Origin of the sequence: Leifsonia sp. C5G2, from assembly GCF_013359685.1 — a bacterium.
GTDB lineage: Bacteria > Actinomycetota > Actinomycetes > Actinomycetales > Microbacteriaceae > Leifsonia.
On sequence record NZ_JABFMV010000009.1, the window covers coordinates 75,252 to 90,253 of the forward strand.

The following is a 15,002-nucleotide window of genomic DNA, read 5'->3' on the forward strand; positions in this document are numbered from 1 at the left end:
CGTGCACGACCGCCCGGTCAGTCCTCGTCGGCGAGCAGGTGGCGCTCAAGCGCGACGGCCACCGCGTCCTCCCGGTCGGAGACGCCGAGCTTCCGGTAGATGCTCCGCAGCTGCGTCTTGACCGTGTTCGCGGAGACCACGAGCGCCGCCGCGATCTCGGGGGTCGTGCGGTTGAGCATCAGCTGCTCGAGCACCGCCCGTTCGCGCCTGGTGAGCAGGAGGCGCGGCTCGACGTCGGGCAGGAGGGGTCGTTCGGGAAGCTCGGCCGTGACGGCCCCGTAACCGGCGGCCTCCATCGCTTCGGTGACGCGTTGCCGGTCCTGCGGCGGGAGAAGCGCGAGGGCGAGCCGCTGCCCGGTCCGCTGCAGCAGGGTGCCCAGCCGTTCGATGACGCCGTCGCGGCGCGGAGTCGGCGAGATCCTGAGGAGCACGGCGGCCTCGAGCGCGGCGGCGTCGGCCGCCTGCCGGCTCGACAGGCGCTCGGCGCCGATCGAGCGAAGCTCGCTCAGCGCGCTCCCGCTCTGCCCCAGGGCCAGCGCGACCCGGGCGCGTTCCAGATGGCCGGCGGCTCCCGCCGAGAGCTCCCGCTTGACGATCGCCGCGGCCGCGTCCGGGTTGCCGAGCGCGAGCTGGAGCTGCGCGCGGATCGGCGCGAGGATGGCGTGGACGCGCGGCGACCTGCCGCCGGCGCCGTGCTCGGCCACGGACGCGTCGAGATCGGCCAGTCCGGTGCCGGGGTTGCCGGCGACGAGCTCGGTCAGCGCGCGCATCTGGGCCACGGTCACCCAGTGCTCCGTGCCATGACGGCCGTGGATCAGCGAGTCGAGCTCCGCGCGTGCCCGGTCGGCGTCGAACCGTTCGAGCGCCACCACCGCCTCGGCGATCCGGTAGAACACCCCCGAGTACATGCTCCGCTGCCGATCGGTCCACGGCCCGGTGCGCGCGTAGTGGATGTGCTCCATCGCATACGGGATGTCTCCGCGCAGAGCGTGCACACCGGCGAGCAGGGCGAGTGCGCCCATCCCCGTCGAGGGCGGCGTCGTGGGCGCCTCGGCGAGCCCGTGCGCGGCCGCATCCAGTGCCTCCTCCGGCAATCCGCCGTAGTAGAGCGAGACGCCGATGACGGCGTAGATGCGGGGCAGGTCCGCGATGAGTTCGCGGTCGTCGTCGCCGAGCCGGTCGAGCTGCTCCCGTGCGGCCCGCGCCGCCGCGACGGAGGCTCCTGTGCGGCCGAGCAGTCGAAGCGCCCCCGATTCCGCCGTCCGGATGAGCACGCGGTCCACCGGGAGCAGGTCGGAGTTCTGGGTCGAGCGGGCGGCGCGCACGGCCATGACGAAGTAGCGGACGGCGCGCAGCCGGTGGAACCGCAGCTTGTTGAGGACGATCCCGAGTTCTGTGGCGATCAGCGGCTCCGCGCGGAGCACGCTCGCGGGCACCCGTTCGAGCAGAGCCCGGGTGGTCTCGCTGTGCTCGTCGGTGACCAGCGTGAACCATCCGCGGCGCACGGCGTTCGTCACCGCCGGCCAGTCCGCCGCCTCGACAGCGGTGCGGAGCGCAGCGAGCGCGTCATCCCCCGCGTCGTCGGCCGCGCCGTCGGCGAGCGCCGCGCCCTCCCGATCGCTCACCGAAGCGAACCCGGCCGGCCGGCCGATCCGCGACGCGACGCGACGCGCGCTGCCAGCCCGGCCAGCGCCGAGGCGGCCGATTGCCCGGCCAGCCGGCCGCCGAGCACCGCGAGGAGGAACAGCGGGGCCCGGTTCGTCATCACCGGCATCGAGACCAGGAACAGGACGAGGGCCGAGACCGCCGCAGCGGCGGCGAAGACGCATTCCGGGGTCCGCCCGTCACGACGGAAGCGGGCGAGCGCCCAGATCGTGGCATCGTAGGCGGCTCCCCCGGCGACGAACGGGACCACGATCAACAGCCCGATCGGACTGATCGGAGCCGACAGCAGCCCCGCGACCGTTCCGGCGGCCGTCGCCGCCCAGCGGAACCCCAGCACCCGGCGTGCGAGGAAGGGGAACACGCTGTACCCGCCCGCGACCACGGCGTACAGCGGCGCGGAGAACGCGGCCGTCGCCGCGCTGAACGGCGAGAACGCCAGGACGACCAGTGCGGTCGCCGCCCCCGCCATCACCACCGACACGACCACGTGGAGCAACGAGAGACGGCGGCGGGTGGCCGCGGCCTCCGGGTAGATCGACACGAGTGGCTCCTTCACGGGGAGGACGACCTTCGTATCTTGGCATGCGCGGCCGGCCTCGGCGGTCCACTGCCGACGACGAGGCCCGGTCACTCCCTCCGCGGCGCGACGTGGTCGAGGATCCTCCGCCATTCCGCCCGGATCAGATCGCGGCCCCCGGTGCGGGAGCGGTATGCGACCGTGTTCGGGACGTTCTCGCGGTACCACGTGGCGTCGCGGACGGTGACGATGTCGTCCCGCATCCCGTAGACGAACAGGTTGTCGGATGCGATCGCCGAGAAGTCCACGTCGGCTCGGTGGAAGGCGGCCAGATCATTCTCGATTCCGGCGGCCCCGGACAGGGTCGCGTCGGCGAGCATCCGCTGGATCCGCCGCGTGTAGGCGTAGGCGTCCGTGTCGTCCCGGCCGGTGCGGAAGCGGGACTCATCGAGCCAGTCCGCCGGATCGGTCCCGGCCGCAGCGGAGAGCCGCGCGGGCGCGGGCGAACCGACGAAGGCGACGCGGTCGACCAGTTCAGGGTGTCGCGCGGCCAGGGCGGCGGCGAACAGGCCGCCCTCGCGCCACCCGATCACCCCGACGTTCTGGAAATCGGTGGTCGAGATGGACGCGGCTGTCTGCTCGGTCCGCTTCAGGAACTCCGCGACCTCGTCGGCCCACCCGGCAGGGGTGAAGGCCGCCGCTTCGGGAACGCGTTCGGATGAGCCGTACCCCGGGCGGTCGAGCGCCACGATGTGAGCGCCCGACGACCGTGACACCGGCGGATCGGGGTCGAAGCCCGCGGCACCCGGGGTCGGGTGACACAGGATCACCAGTCGGCGGCCGACCGGGTCGCCGATCGCGGAGAATCCCGTCAGCCGGCCGTCGCCGAGGCGGATGGTGCGGTCGGACATCTCTCGTCCCTGCCTTTCTCCCGAGAGCCTGAGGTCATTCGGACTTCCACTGAGCGGTGCGGTATGGCTCCGCGTCGGCCTCCTTCAGCGTCAGCCCGTGCCCGGGCACCGATCGGTCCGGCACGAGCTCGCCGTTGCGCAGAGCCGGGAGCCCGTCGAAGAACGCGCTGGCGATCCGGGCGTGGTCGTGGAAGTACTCCACGTTGATCGCGACGTCGAACGCTGCCGCCACCGAGGCGTGGAGGGCCGGGGCGGTGTGGGCGCTGAGAGGCAGGTCGAATGCTGCGGCGAGTGCCGCGGCCGTCCGGAACCCGGTGATGCCGCACCGTGTCGCGTCCGCCTGGAGCACGTCCACGCAGCCCCCGGCCACCAGGTCGCGGAAGTCGGCGGGCGTGTAGCCGTACTCTCCGGCGGCCACCCGGATCGGAGCGGGCATGCGATCGCGGATCAGGCGCAGGCCGGCACGGTCATCGCTGGAGACCGGCTCCTCGAACCAGGTGACACCTTCGAGGGCGAATGCCGACGCCAGGCCGAGCGCCTGCTTGCGCTCGTAGGCGCCGTTGGCATCCACGAAGAGCTCCACATCGTCGCCGATGGCCGACCGGGCGACCCTCACACGGAGGAGGTCGTCGTCCGGGTGCGAGCCGACCTTCATCTTGACGGCGCGGAGGCCGTGCTCCGCCCATGAGCCGAGCTGCTCGACGAGCTTCTCGTCGGTGTAGTCGGTGAAGCCCCCGCTGCCGTACGCCGCGACCGTGTCGTGAGCGCCGCCGAGGTACTGCGTGAGCGAGACGCCGGCGAGCTTGGACGCGAGGTCGTGCGCGGCGATGTCGACCGCCGCGATCGCTCCGGCGGCGACCCCGCGCCACCCGGCGTTGCGCACCGCCCGGGCCATGGCCCAGTAGACGCGGTCGGTGTCGCGCGCATCCATGCCGGCCACCGCGGGCCAGAGCAGCTCGCGGATGATGCCGAGCGTGGCCGCGGGGGCGTGCGTGTAGCCCATGCCGGTCTCGCCCCCGCCGCTCAGGCGCACAACGACGAGGCCGGTGCTGCTCCACGCGATGGTGCCGTCGCTCTCCGGCCGCTCCCGGCCGCCGGTCGTCGTGGCGACGCTGACCGCGTCCACCGCGAGCGAGGTCAGCCGGGCGTCCGGGTCACTTCTCATCGCCGTCGTGGTCGCGGTCCAGGTGCATGGCGCCCCTCACCCGCTCGACCCCCTCTGTGAACAGTGCCTTGGCCGAGTCCTTGATCACCCCGAACTCGTCCGGGTCGCCCTTGAGCAGGGCGAGCGCCGTGTTCTTGGCGAACTCCGCCGTGATGTGCGGAGGCAGCGGAGGGACGTTCTTGCTCGTGTGGGCGTCGATCAGGGTGACGCCGGGGTTCGCGAACGCCCGATCCCACGCCTGCGCGGCCTGGTCGTCGGTCGTGACGCGGATCCCGGTGAACCCGACCAGCTCGGCCCAGCCTGCATAGTCGACGGACTCGACATCCTGAGAGGTCGACCACACCGGGTTGCCGTCCTCCGTCCGCATCTCCCACGAGACCTGGGTGAGGTCGTCGTTGTGGAGCACCAGGATGATCAGCTGCGGGTTGTCCCAGGTCTTCAGGTACTTCTTCACGGTGATGAGCTCGTTCATGCCGAGCATCTGGAACGCGCCGTCGCCGATGGTGCAGATCACGGGCCGCTCCGGATACGCGAACTTGGCGGCCACCGCATAGGGCATGGCGGCGAGCATGGTCGCGAGCCGGCCGGAGAGGTCGCCCATCATCCCCCGCCGGAGCCGGATGTGGTGGCCGTACCAGTCCGCCGTCGTCCCGGCGTCCGCGGTGACGATCGCTTGCGCGGGAAGTCGCTTGTTCAGCTCGTGATACACGCGACGCGGATTGACGCCGTCGGAGTACTCGACCATCGCCTGGGCCTCCATCTCGGCCTCCCAGTCGGCCATCTCGCCCGCCACCTTCTCCTGCCAGGAGAGGTCGGTCTTGGTGTCGAGCAGCGGGATGAGCGCCGCCAGCGTGGTCTTGACGTCCCCCCAGAGGCTCACCTCGGTCGGATAGCGCAGGCCCAGCTGCTCGGGCCGGAGGTCGATCTGGACAGCGCGTGCCTGCCCGGTCTTCGGCAGGAACTGCCCGTAGGGATAGTTCGTGCCCAGCATCACGAGGGTGTCGCACTCGTTGGCCTGGTGGTAGCTCGGCAGCGAGCCGAGGAGGCCCAGCTGCTGGGTGTGGTACGGGATGTCCGAGGGCACGACCTGCTTGCCCCGCAGCGCCGTGATGATCCCCGCACCGGCTTTGCGCGCCGCTTCGAGCACTTCGTCGGTGGCGCCGTTCGCCCCGTGCCCGACCAGGAAGGTCACCTTCTTGCCCGCGTTGATCACCGCAGCGGCCTTCGCCAGCTCGTCCGCCGGCGGGAGCAGATCGGTGGAGGGCGCCACCGCGCTGGAGCGGGAGACCCACATCTCGGCGCCGGGCTCAGCCATCTTCATGCCCTGCACGTCGTGCGGGAGGATGATCACGGTCGGCTGCTTGCGCGTGATCGCCGTGCGGAAGGCCGTGTCTACGACGGCCTGCGCCTGCTCGGGCGAGACGATCGTCTGCACGTAGGCGGCGACGTCGGAGAAGGTCTGCTCGAGGTTGCTCTCCTGCTGGTTGAACGTGCCGAACGAGTCGAGTCCCTGCTGACCGACGATGGCGACGACCGGCTGATTGTCCATCTTCGCGTCGTAGAGACCGTTCATCATGTGGAAGCCTCCGGGGCTCGAGGTGGCGATGCAGACCCCGACCTCCCCCGTGAACTTGGCGTGAGCGGCCGCCATGAGGGCGCAGATCTCCTCGTGCGTGGGCCGCACGTACTGCAGTCCCCTGTCCGAGCGCTCGGCCTTGCCGAGGGCGCCGTCGAACTCGCCGATCCCATCCCCCGGGAAGCCGAAGACGCGACGCACGCCCCACTCCTGGATGCGTCCGATGATGAAGTCGCTGACGGTGCTTGCCATGATGCTTCCTTCCTCTGTGATTCCTACGGTTCGGGCCGCGCGATCAGCCGATCGGCCGCCCGCGCCGCGATGGCCATGATGGTGAGCGCCGGGTTGGCGCTGCCCTGCGTCGGCAGCACGCTCCCGTCGGTAATGAGCAGGTTCGGCACGGCGAAGCTCCGGCAGTCGGCATCGACGACGCCGTCGTGCTCATCGGCCGCCATCCGACACCCGCCCACAAGATGCGCGTACCGCTGGACAGTGATCGTCTCCTGTGCACCCGCCGCCGTGAGGATGCGCTCCATGACCCCCTGTGCGGCCTTCGCGAGCGCCCGGTCGTTGTCGCACTGGCTGTACGAGAAGTGCGCGATCGGGAGTCCGTAGCGGTCCTTCTCGTCGGCGAGCGTGACGCGGTTGCCCGGTTGCGGGAGGAATTCGCACAGCGCCCCGAGACAGGCCCAGTGCGCGTAGTCGGTCATGTATTCGCGGAACTCCGCGCCCCAGCGCCCCTCGGCCATGACGTGCTCCGACCAGGTGATCGGCAGCGGCGACACGGTCTGGATGGAGAAGCCGCGCTTGTACGGCTTGCTCGGGTCCGTCTCGTAGAACTGCTCGGTGCTCACTTCCGGGGGCGGCGCCTTCCACATGCGCACCTCCGACTCGAAGCGTCCCGCCGTCTGCGGAGCGCCCTGCACCATCAGGTAGCGGCCGACCTGGTCGAAGTCGTTGCACAGCCCGTCGGGGAAGCGCGACGAGGCCGAGTTGAGCAGCAGTCGCGGCGTCTCGATGGAGTAACCGGCCACGGCGACCATGCGGGCTCGCTGGAACCGGTGGCGTCCGTCCTTCAGGTAGTGGACTCCTGTCGCGCGCCCGGTGCGCGCATCCACCTCGATGGACGAGACCATGCAGTCCGCGCGGACTTCGGCACCGTGCGCGAGGGCATCGGGGACGTGCGTGATCAGCGGCGACGCCTTCGCGTTCACCTTGCAGCCCTGCAGGCAGAACCCGCGGTAGATGCAGTGCGGACGATGGCCGAAGCGTCCGTTGGCGATCGCGACGGGACCGACCCGCGCCTCGATCCCGGCGGCCTCCGCCCCGCGCAGGAAGATCTCGCCGTTGCCCGACACGGGGTGAGGACGGTGGGGGTACGAGTGCGGGTCGCCCCACGGCCAGTCCTGCCCTGCGACCGGGAGCTCGCCCTCGATGCGCCCGTAGTACGGAGCGAGATCGCCGTACTCGATGGGCCAGTCCGCGCCGACGCCGTCCGCCGTCGCCGTGTGGAAGTCGCTCGGGTGGAAACGCGGCGTGTACCCGGCGTAGTGGATCATCGAACCGCCGACCCCTCGGCCCGAGTTGTTCGAACCGAGCGGCACGGGGTCGTCTCCGCCGATCTGCCGCGGTTCTGTCCAATAGAGATGGTGAGAACCGGCCTCATCGCTGACCCAGTCGCGCTGGGTGTCCCAGAACGGTCCTGCATCGAGCGCCACCGCCCGCCACCCGGCGCGGGCGACCCGCTGCAGGAGCGTCGAACCGCCCGCTCCGCAGCCCACGATCACCAGATCGACCTCGTCGGTGTCGTCGAACCGGCGCATGTCCTCCCGCAGCCCGTGCCGGTACTGCGACCCGTCGTCGGTGAGCAGCCAGGCCGACTCGTTGCGCTCGCGTACGGCGTCAACCATCGCGCTTCCCCGGGATCGGGTTCTCGGAGGGCCGGGCGTCCGGGACCTCGAAGGGCTCGAGCCGGTCGACTCCGATGTTCTTGTAACCGCGAGGGTACGCCGGGCCGGCGAAGCCGATCTCGTTCCAGGCCAACGGGTGCGAGTAGAAGGCCGTGCATGCGTAGCGGGTCCAGAGGCTCCAGACGCGGGCGGCCGGAAAGCCGTGCCAATCGCCGTCGGTGTTATGGATGCCCGCCAGGAGAGCCGTCTGGTCATCCCATTCAAGCTCGCAGAAAGGTGAGCCATGGGCCGCCGACGCGTCCTCGTCCAGCGCGGCCAGCGTCGAGCGCCACGCCTCCGCATCGCCGGCCATGTCGTCGTAGTGCCAGCCGTCGGTCTGCAGTTCGGCCAGCCGGGCGTCGACCATGTTCGTCACCGGCACTTTCGGCTCGTCGCGCTGGTAGAGCAGCTGGTCGAACAGGGCCGTCGCGGCCGCCTGCTCCTCAAGGGTGAAGAAGCGGAAGTCCGGAAGCATCCCGAGCCGGCTGTCCACGGTGGCGCGGGTGGCATCGTCCCAGTGGTCACGGAAGGCGAGAGTGTCGAAGCCGGGATAGCGGCCGCCGCCGTGGCGCGGCTCCAGGTTCAGCGCCGTCATCGCTCGCGCCTCAGGATCGCGGCGAGGACGCCCATCCCACCGACCAGGGTCACCAGGAGCGGCGCCAGCAGCGGCGGGCCCATCTCGAGGTTGTAGCGGGTGTTGCGCCAGCCCCCGGGCTTCTGGCCGATTCCGCGTGCGTGCAGGTAGGTGCCCTGCAGCCCGTTCGCGATGATGGTCAGCGACGCCAGTGGGAGCACGACCTTGGCGGCGCGCTTGCTGAACACCCCGGCGATTCCGGCGGCGGCGCCGACCGGCCCCAGCACGACCGGCACCCACATCCACCGGTTGCCGAAGCTCGCCTTGTCGTGCTCGAAGAAGATCTCGCCGGCCGTGACCACCGCTCCGGCTGCCGTCAGAGCGGCGAGGGATCGCTCGAACCGCCCGGTCTCGATGTTGCGGATCATGCGGTCGATCCCGAACTCGCTTCGTGTCCTGGTGCCGCGCCGACGAACCGACACTGTCGCCTCCCTGATGCACTCGTGCGCGAGGGCCGGACCCCGTCCGCGCGTTCACGACCCACCCTCCCCCGTTGCAACAGTTGTACAAGTGCACGTTTCGGATTTCTCAGATCCGGACACCGGGATCGTGTCACCCCGCGCGTTGCAAGCCGTGTAGCCTTGCAAATGTTGCAGATATGCATTGGTTGTCGAATCGCCGTGAACACCGCCATGAAGAATCTCTCCGTCTGGGCCGCACCATCCCCGCCACCGGGCGACGGGTCGCCCCTGCACGCCATGACCGGGCTGATGTGGATGCCGACGACGCCCCCGACATTCGCCCGGATGATCGCGGTCCACCCTCAGCCGGTGCCGATCATCCCCGTGCTGATGCTCCTGCTGCTCGCTCTCTACGCCATCGCCGTCGTGAGGCTGCGGCTCCGCGGCGACCGCTGGCCGCTGCACCGGAGCATCCTCTGGACGCTCGGCATCGCGTCCGTGCTGGCCATGACGGCCACCGGCATCGACGGCTACGGGATGGAGCTGTTCAGCGCCCATATGGTGCAGCACATGGTGCTGTCGATGCTCGCCCCCGTCTTCCTGGTGTTGGGGGCACCGATCACGCTCGCCCTCCGTGCGCTTCCGGCGAGGCCATCCGGCCAGACGTCGGCCCGCTCGCTCCTCCTCGCCGTCCTGCACAGCCGGCCGGCGCGATTCCTGGCCCACCCGGTGACGTCGCTCTCGCTGTTCCTCGTCAGCCTCTACGGCCTCTACTTCACCCCGATCTTCGACGCTCTGATGAGCACCATGTGGGGCCACAACCTGATGCTGGTGCACTTCCTGGCCGTCGGATTCCTCTACTTCTGGTGTGTGCTCGGCATCGACCCGACTCCCCGCCAGGCATCCCGCGGCCTGCGCCGCTACGCCGGGCCGACCGTCAGGATCGTCGAGCTCGCGGCGACCACGCCGTTCCACGCCTTCTTCGGGGTCATGCTCATGATGTCCGTCGCTCTGACCGTCGGGTTCTACCGCCACCCGATCCCCGGGTGGGGCATTGCACCGCTGGCGGACCAGGCCGTGGGCGGCGGCATCGCGTGGGGGTTCACCGAGATCCCGACCCTGATCGTGCTCGGGGTGATCTTCCTGCAGTGGCAGCGCTCGGACGAACGGCGCACCCGCCGGCTCGAGAGGTCGAGCGCCCGCGCCGAGGCAGAGCGGGCCGCGTACAACGACTACCTGGCACGGCTCGCGGCCTACGACGAACGGCACGGCGCGTGAACGCGGCGGATCTGGTCTACGCCTTCGCTCTCGGCCTGGCCGCCACCCTGAACCCGTGCGGGTTCCCCCTCCTCCCCGCCTACCTCGCCGTCTTCCTCGGGGAGGATGCGGCATCCCTGTCCGGTCGGCTGCTGCGCGCTGTGAAGGCGTCGGCCTCGATGACAGCCGGGTTCGTCGCGGTGTTCGCCGTCGCGGGCCTCGCGGTCGCCGCCGGACTGAAGCTCGGGCTCGCGTGGACGCCGTACTTCACGGCCGCCCTGGGGCTCGTCCTCCTGGTGGTCGGCATCTTCGGCGCGGCGGGAAAGGAGCTGAGACTGCCGGCGGTCGCACTCCCCTTCCGGTCCGGGCGCGACGCGCCAGCGATGGCAGGGTACGGCGCCGCATTCGCCGCGACCTCCCTCGGATGCACGCTGCCCCTCTTCCTCGCGGCCGCGTCCCCCAGCGTCACCGCCGGCGCGCCCCTCGGCGCCCTGGCCGCCGCTCTCGCTTACGCCCTCGGCATGGGCATCTTCGTCGCCGCCTGCAGCGTCGTCGCCTCGCTCCTCGGCGCCGAGGCCGTGCGGATCGCGGGACGCCGAATCACCCGGTACCTTCCCCGCATCGCATCCTGGGTGCTGATCTTCGTCGGCATCTACCTGCTGGCGTTCGGAACCCGCCTCGTCGTCCAGCCGGACGCTCAGCGGAGTCTCTCGACCTACGTGGCGGGCGCCGCCGACGCGCTCGGCTCCGCGGTCTCCGCCCACCCGCTGATCATCGGTGCGACAGCCACGCTCGTGGTCCTCTCCGCTCTGGCGTCGATCGCCATCGCCCGGCGACGTCGCACCCCGAACCCCCCGGAGCAGCAGTGACAGCACAACGACCTCGCATCTGGCCGGTGATCGTCGCGGCGGTCGCCGTCCTGGCCGCCTTCGTCGGCGTCGTCATCGCCGCCGCGCTGCCGCCGTCCACGGCTGCAGCACCGTCGTCTCCGCCCGCGGCGCCCGGCATCACGTCGGCGGCGGCCGACCTCATCCAGCTCGACCCTCTCGGCCATAGCGCGGTGCGAGCGCCCTCCTACTCCTTGACCGACCAGAGCGGACGGACCATCACCCCGGACTCCTTCCACGGCCGCTCCGTCGTCCTCACCTTCAACGACGACCAGTGCCAGGACCTGTGCACCCTCCTGGCCCAGGATGTCGCGCGCGCTGACACGGACCTCGGCTCGCAGTCCGGGAAGATCGCGTTCGTCTCGATCAACGCGAACCCGTATTACCCGGCGGTCACCGATGTCGCGCAGTGGACGGACGCGCACGGCCTCGGGCACGCCGCCAATTGGTACTACGGCACCGGGAGCCCGAAGACGCTCGCGGCCGTCGCCCAGGCGTACGGCGTCCCGATCGAGCTCGACCCGGCCCAGCGGTCCGTTGTGCACGGCACCGAGATCTTCTTCATCGACCCCTCCGGCACCGAACGCGCGCTCGGCCAGTTCGGCACGGATTCGGCCAGCACCGCCGCGTTCGCCCACACGATGGCGCAGGAGGCGGTCGATCTGCTGCCGTCGTCCGAACGCGGCACCGTCTCGGGCGCGGCGCCGGCCGACCTCGGCACGACGGGCACCGGTGTCGGCTCGAAACCCGCGCCGTTCTCCCTGCCCGCCCTGGACGGCTCCGGCCGCAACAGCAGCTCCACCGGCGCCTACACCGTGCTGAACTTCTGGGCCAGCACCTGCACGGCTTGTGTCACGGAACTGCCCGCGCTGCAGAAAGTCGCGCAGGAGTTCAGCGGGCGAGCCGCCTTCCTCGGCATCGACGTCTCCGATCAGACGCCATCCGCGCGTTCTCTCGCGGCCCGGTCGGGAGTCACCTACCCGCTCGCGGCCGATGCGGATGGGGTGATCGCCGGCCGCTTCCACATCACCGGGCTTCCCTACACCGTCGTCCTGGATCCCTCCGGCCGTGTGCTGATCCGGCACCCGGGCGCCTTCACCGCCGAGCAGCTGGAGTACATCCTGCAGACCCTGATGCCTGCGAGCGGATCGAAAGGCTAGGCGGGGACGGCGGGCAGTTCGATGCGGTCCCTCAGGCTGCGCCCGACCGCCAGCTGCATGACGCCGGGCAGCCCCATCATCCGGATCACGGTGTTCCGCAGCGCCAGCTGCCGCCTGTTCCGCGGTGCGAAAGCCCCGGCGAGTTTCGTGGCCGCGTCCTGCTTCGACCGGACGAACGTTCCGAGTCTGCGCTGGTAGCCGGCGAAGGCCGCGCGATGATCGCCCTCCGCTCGGTGAAGCTCCGCGGCCAGCACGTACGCCTCGATCATCGCCAGCGCCGAACCCTGCCCCGCGAGCAGGGACGGGCACGACCCGGCGTCGCCGATCAGGGCGACGCGGCCGCGGCTCCAGGCCGGCATCAGGATCTGGGCGGCGACATCCATGTAGAACGTCCGAGCCTGTGAAAGGCGCTCGAGCATCGCCGGCACTTCCCACCCCACCCCACGGAGCAGGTCTCTGAGCAGCTGCTGCTGCGCCGGTATGTCGTCCTGCGGCACCTCGCCGTCGTAGCGGAAGGTGAACAGGATCAGCGTCTCGTCATCGCGGAGGCTGAGCCGCAGCGTCTGCAGCCCGACCTGAGTACGCGAGACGGCGACGAGCTCCTCCCTCGGCACATATCCCGGCAGGTCGAGCGCCGCGACGGCGATGCCGAGTCGCCGTTCGAAGCTGCTCTCCGCGCCGAACACCTGTCGCCGCACAGTGGAATGGAGCCCGTCCGCCCCCACGACCAGATCGAACTCCCGTTCGGCCCCACCGCTCAGCTGCACCCGGACGCGGCGCCCGTCGTCGTCGATCGCCCCGACGGTCTGACCGAAGATCGTCTCCATCCCCGGGCCGATCGCATCGAAGATGACCTCCGACAGATCGGAGCGCCCCACGCTGGTGTAGCGCCCGTCGGCGCCGCCGATCAGCTTGAGCGCGTCGAGGGAGGCGATCCGGCGTCCGCCCTCGTCCACCTCTCGGACCTCGCGCACCCGGTAGCCGCGCTCCAGGATACGGTCGGTGATCCCCATCCGCTCTGCGACGTCGAACCCGGCACCCCAGAAGTCCACCAGATAGCCGCCTTGGCGCAGCTGGGGCGCAGACTCGATCAGAGTCGGCTCATGCCCCGTTCTCTGCAACCAGTACGCGAGCGTCGGCCCCGCGATGCCCGCACCCACGATCAGCACCTTCATGCCGACCATCTCCCATCATCACCAGACGAGCGGGATGTAGCGGGCCGTCTTCCCTGCCCACCGGTCGAACTCGTCGCCGTAGTGCTCGCGCAACCGCTTGTCGAGCGCCGGGATCGCTGCGAACACGAAGCCCAGCGCCATGATGGCCGGGATGACGAGCGCGACCCACGAACCCGTCACCGCCGCGAACCCGGTGAACAGGAGCGTGTCGCCGAGGTAGTTCGGGTGCCGGCACCAGGAGAAGAGCCCCCGCGTGTACAGGTGCCCGCTGTTCTCCGGCCGCGCCTTCCACGAGCGCCGCTGCAGCTCCGAGAAGGTGTTCATCCACGACCCGAAGAGGTAGAGGGCCACCCCGGCGATCGTCCAGCCGTCCAGTGGCGACCGGACATGCATGGCGACCAGGCCCATCGTCACGTGGATGATCAGCATCCACCCGCCGACCAGCGCTGCCTCCGCGTATCCGACCGATCGCTGAACTGTGACGTAGGTGGTCACGACGACGCGCAGCACGTACACCGCAGAACAGCCCACGACGAGCCACGCGCGTCCGGGAGCGGCGACGGACAGCGGCCCCAGGACGAGGTAGGCCGCTGCCAGAGCGCCGAGCGCGTTGGCGGCGGTCAGCACCGCCCGGGGGCCGGCGCCCTCACCCCCGCTCATCGGACGGACTCCAGACCATGTCCGGGTCGTCGAGCCATACGGGCTCCGTGAAAGGCCCCGGCCGCGCTCCGTCGAGCGGCCGGGACGTTCGCAAGGCGGTGCACATCGACCAGAGGGCGGCCGAGAAGCGGACGGAATCGTTCGCCACCGGGTTGTCGACAGGCGCGGACGCCCACAGCACGAGTTCGGCCCGGGCGTCTCCGGACGCGACCGCTCCGACGAACGCGTCGAGCCAGTCGTCGCGCGGTGCGTCCGGCTCCCCCGGCGCGGATCGCGCGAGGAACCGGCCGAGCGTGTGCGCCAGGAGGAAGGCGTTGCACCGGAACCAGGTCTCCTCGGAGGCGAAACGAACCGACGCGACCCACTCCTCCCAGGCGATCTGGTCGGCGGCGTCACCGAGCAGCGCCTCGAGACTCGCAGCGAAATAGCTCTGCACGTTCGCTTGAGTGACCGCGAGGGCCTCGTCTGGATCCGTCATCGCATCTCCTTCTGGTGAGGTGGTGGCCGCGTCCCCACGCGGCTTTCGTTACAGCCCCAGGACCAGCAGATCCTCGGGTGTCGGCTCGCCCGCGGCGGTGGAGAAGAGGTCGAGGGCGTCGATGATCTTCTGCTGCTCCTCGCTGGTCAGGGACGTCAGGACGGACGCCATCTGCCGGCGCCGCCGGTCGGTGACCTGCTCCACGAGCTGCCGCCCGGCGTCGGTGAGGTCGACCAGGATCTCCCTCCGGCTCTGCGGGCTCTCCTGGCGGACGACCCAACCGCCGTCGACCATGCGGTCGATGGTGCGGCTGAACGTCGAGGGCACCGCGCCGACCCGCGCCGCCAGGGCGCCCATCCGCATCGCACCGGAGCCGGAGAGCACGACGAGCACACGGAACTGCGGCAGGGTCACCTGATCGAGCGCATCCGCCACCGAACGCGCGACGATGCCGAGCAGAGCGCGCGAGGCGCGCAGGGTCGCCTCGGTGGCCGCGTGCGGGAATCCGTCGATGTGCATGGTGCCTCCAGTGTTACGCTTCTCATGCATAAATGCAACAGTTGCATC

At 70.5% G+C, this 15,002-nt stretch carries 15 protein-coding genes; 3 read left to right on the forward strand and 12 right to left on the reverse strand.

Going from position 1 to position 15,002, the window contains the following annotated elements; translation table 11 throughout:
• Nucleotides 1-17: 17 nt before the first annotated feature.
• The 8 genes from HNO83_RS20800 to HNO83_RS13010 form a co-directional block, all read right to left on the reverse strand.
• Nucleotides 18-1,625: a helix-turn-helix transcriptional regulator gene (locus tag HNO83_RS20800; RefSeq protein WP_349627186.1), complete on the reverse strand. Its 1,608-nt coding sequence runs from the start codon at nt 1,623-1,625 to the stop codon at nt 18-20.
• Nucleotides 1,622-2,206 carry a hypothetical protein gene (locus HNO83_RS20430; protein ID WP_249776712.1) on the reverse strand — a complete coding sequence of 195 codons (585 nt, stop codon included), beginning with the start codon at nt 2,204-2,206 and terminating at the stop codon, nt 1,622-1,624. The genes HNO83_RS20800 and HNO83_RS20430 overlap by 4 nt, the downstream gene beginning before the upstream one ends.
• Before the next feature lie 86 nt (nt 2,207-2,292).
• Nucleotides 2,293-3,093 (reverse strand): alpha/beta fold hydrolase, encoded by an 801-nt coding sequence (locus HNO83_RS12985; RefSeq protein WP_175337938.1) that lies wholly within the window; start codon nt 3,091-3,093, stop codon nt 2,293-2,295.
• A 34-nt stretch (nt 3,094-3,127) separates the two neighbouring features.
• Nucleotides 3,128-4,258, reverse strand: a complete 1,131-nt coding sequence (locus tag HNO83_RS12990; RefSeq protein WP_175337939.1) for an enolase C-terminal domain-like protein — start codon at nt 4,256-4,258, stop codon at nt 3,128-3,130.
• Nucleotides 4,248-6,086 carry a thiamine pyrophosphate-requiring protein gene (locus tag HNO83_RS12995; protein WP_175337940.1) on the reverse strand — a complete coding sequence of 613 codons (1,839 nt, stop codon included), beginning with the start codon at nt 6,084-6,086 and terminating at the stop codon, nt 4,248-4,250. The genes HNO83_RS12990 and HNO83_RS12995 overlap by 11 nt, the downstream gene beginning before the upstream one ends.
• A gap of 23 nt (nt 6,087-6,109) precedes the next feature.
• Nucleotides 6,110-7,744, reverse strand: a complete 1,635-nt coding sequence (locus HNO83_RS13000; RefSeq protein ID WP_175337941.1) for a GMC family oxidoreductase — start codon at nt 7,742-7,744, stop codon at nt 6,110-6,112.
• Entirely contained in the window at nt 7,737-8,378 is a 642-nt protein-coding gene (locus tag HNO83_RS13005; protein WP_175337942.1) for a gluconate 2-dehydrogenase subunit 3 family protein, read from the reverse strand. The genes HNO83_RS13000 and HNO83_RS13005 overlap by 8 nt, the downstream gene beginning before the upstream one ends.
• Entirely contained in the window at nt 8,375-8,785 is a 411-nt protein-coding gene (locus HNO83_RS13010) for a hypothetical protein (RefSeq protein ID WP_175337943.1), read from the reverse strand. Before HNO83_RS13010 ends, HNO83_RS13005 begins: the two co-directional genes overlap by 4 nt.
• Before the next feature lie 264 nt (nt 8,786-9,049).
• Between HNO83_RS13010 and HNO83_RS13015 the strand changes: the two genes are divergently transcribed.
• Genes HNO83_RS13015 through HNO83_RS13025 form a run of 3 tightly spaced genes read left to right on the forward strand, consistent with a single transcriptional unit; the run spans nt 9,050 to nt 12,122 of the window.
• Nucleotides 9,050-10,096: a cytochrome c oxidase assembly protein gene (locus HNO83_RS13015; protein ID WP_217499019.1), complete on the forward strand. Its 1,047-nt coding sequence runs from the start codon at nt 9,050-9,052 to the stop codon at nt 10,094-10,096.
• On the forward strand, nt 10,093-10,944 hold the full coding sequence (locus HNO83_RS13020) for a cytochrome c biogenesis CcdA family protein (protein WP_175337944.1): 852 nt from the start codon (nt 10,093-10,095) through the stop codon (nt 10,942-10,944). The genes HNO83_RS13015 and HNO83_RS13020 overlap by 4 nt, the downstream gene beginning before the upstream one ends.
• The gene (locus HNO83_RS13025) at nt 10,941-12,122 is read left to right on the forward strand and encodes a redoxin domain-containing protein (protein WP_175337945.1); all 1,182 of its coding nucleotides are present in this window, start codon (nt 10,941-10,943) and stop codon (nt 12,120-12,122) included. Before HNO83_RS13020 ends, HNO83_RS13025 begins: the two co-directional genes overlap by 4 nt.
• Here HNO83_RS13025 and HNO83_RS13030 read toward each other — a convergent pair.
• Genes HNO83_RS13030 through HNO83_RS13045 form a run of 4 tightly spaced genes read right to left on the reverse strand, consistent with a single transcriptional unit; the run spans nt 12,119 to nt 14,954 of the window.
• Nucleotides 12,119-13,306, reverse strand: coding sequence for an FAD-binding domain (locus HNO83_RS13030; protein ID WP_249776713.1), 1,188 nt, complete (start codon nt 13,304-13,306; stop codon nt 12,119-12,121). The genes HNO83_RS13025 and HNO83_RS13030 overlap by 4 nt on opposite strands.
• 9 nt (nt 13,307-13,315) lie before the next feature.
• Nucleotides 13,316-13,957, reverse strand: coding sequence for a methyltransferase family protein (locus HNO83_RS13035; RefSeq protein ID WP_175337946.1), 642 nt, complete (start codon nt 13,955-13,957; stop codon nt 13,316-13,318).
• Entirely contained in the window at nt 13,944-14,435 is a 492-nt protein-coding gene (locus HNO83_RS13040; protein WP_175337947.1) for a hypothetical protein, read from the reverse strand. Before HNO83_RS13040 ends, HNO83_RS13035 begins: the two co-directional genes overlap by 14 nt.
• 48 nt (nt 14,436-14,483) lie before the next feature.
• The gene (locus HNO83_RS13045; RefSeq protein ID WP_175337948.1) at nt 14,484-14,954 is read right to left on the reverse strand and encodes a MarR family winged helix-turn-helix transcriptional regulator; all 471 of its coding nucleotides are present in this window, start codon (nt 14,952-14,954) and stop codon (nt 14,484-14,486) included.
• Nucleotides 14,955-15,002 lie beyond the last annotated feature (48 nt).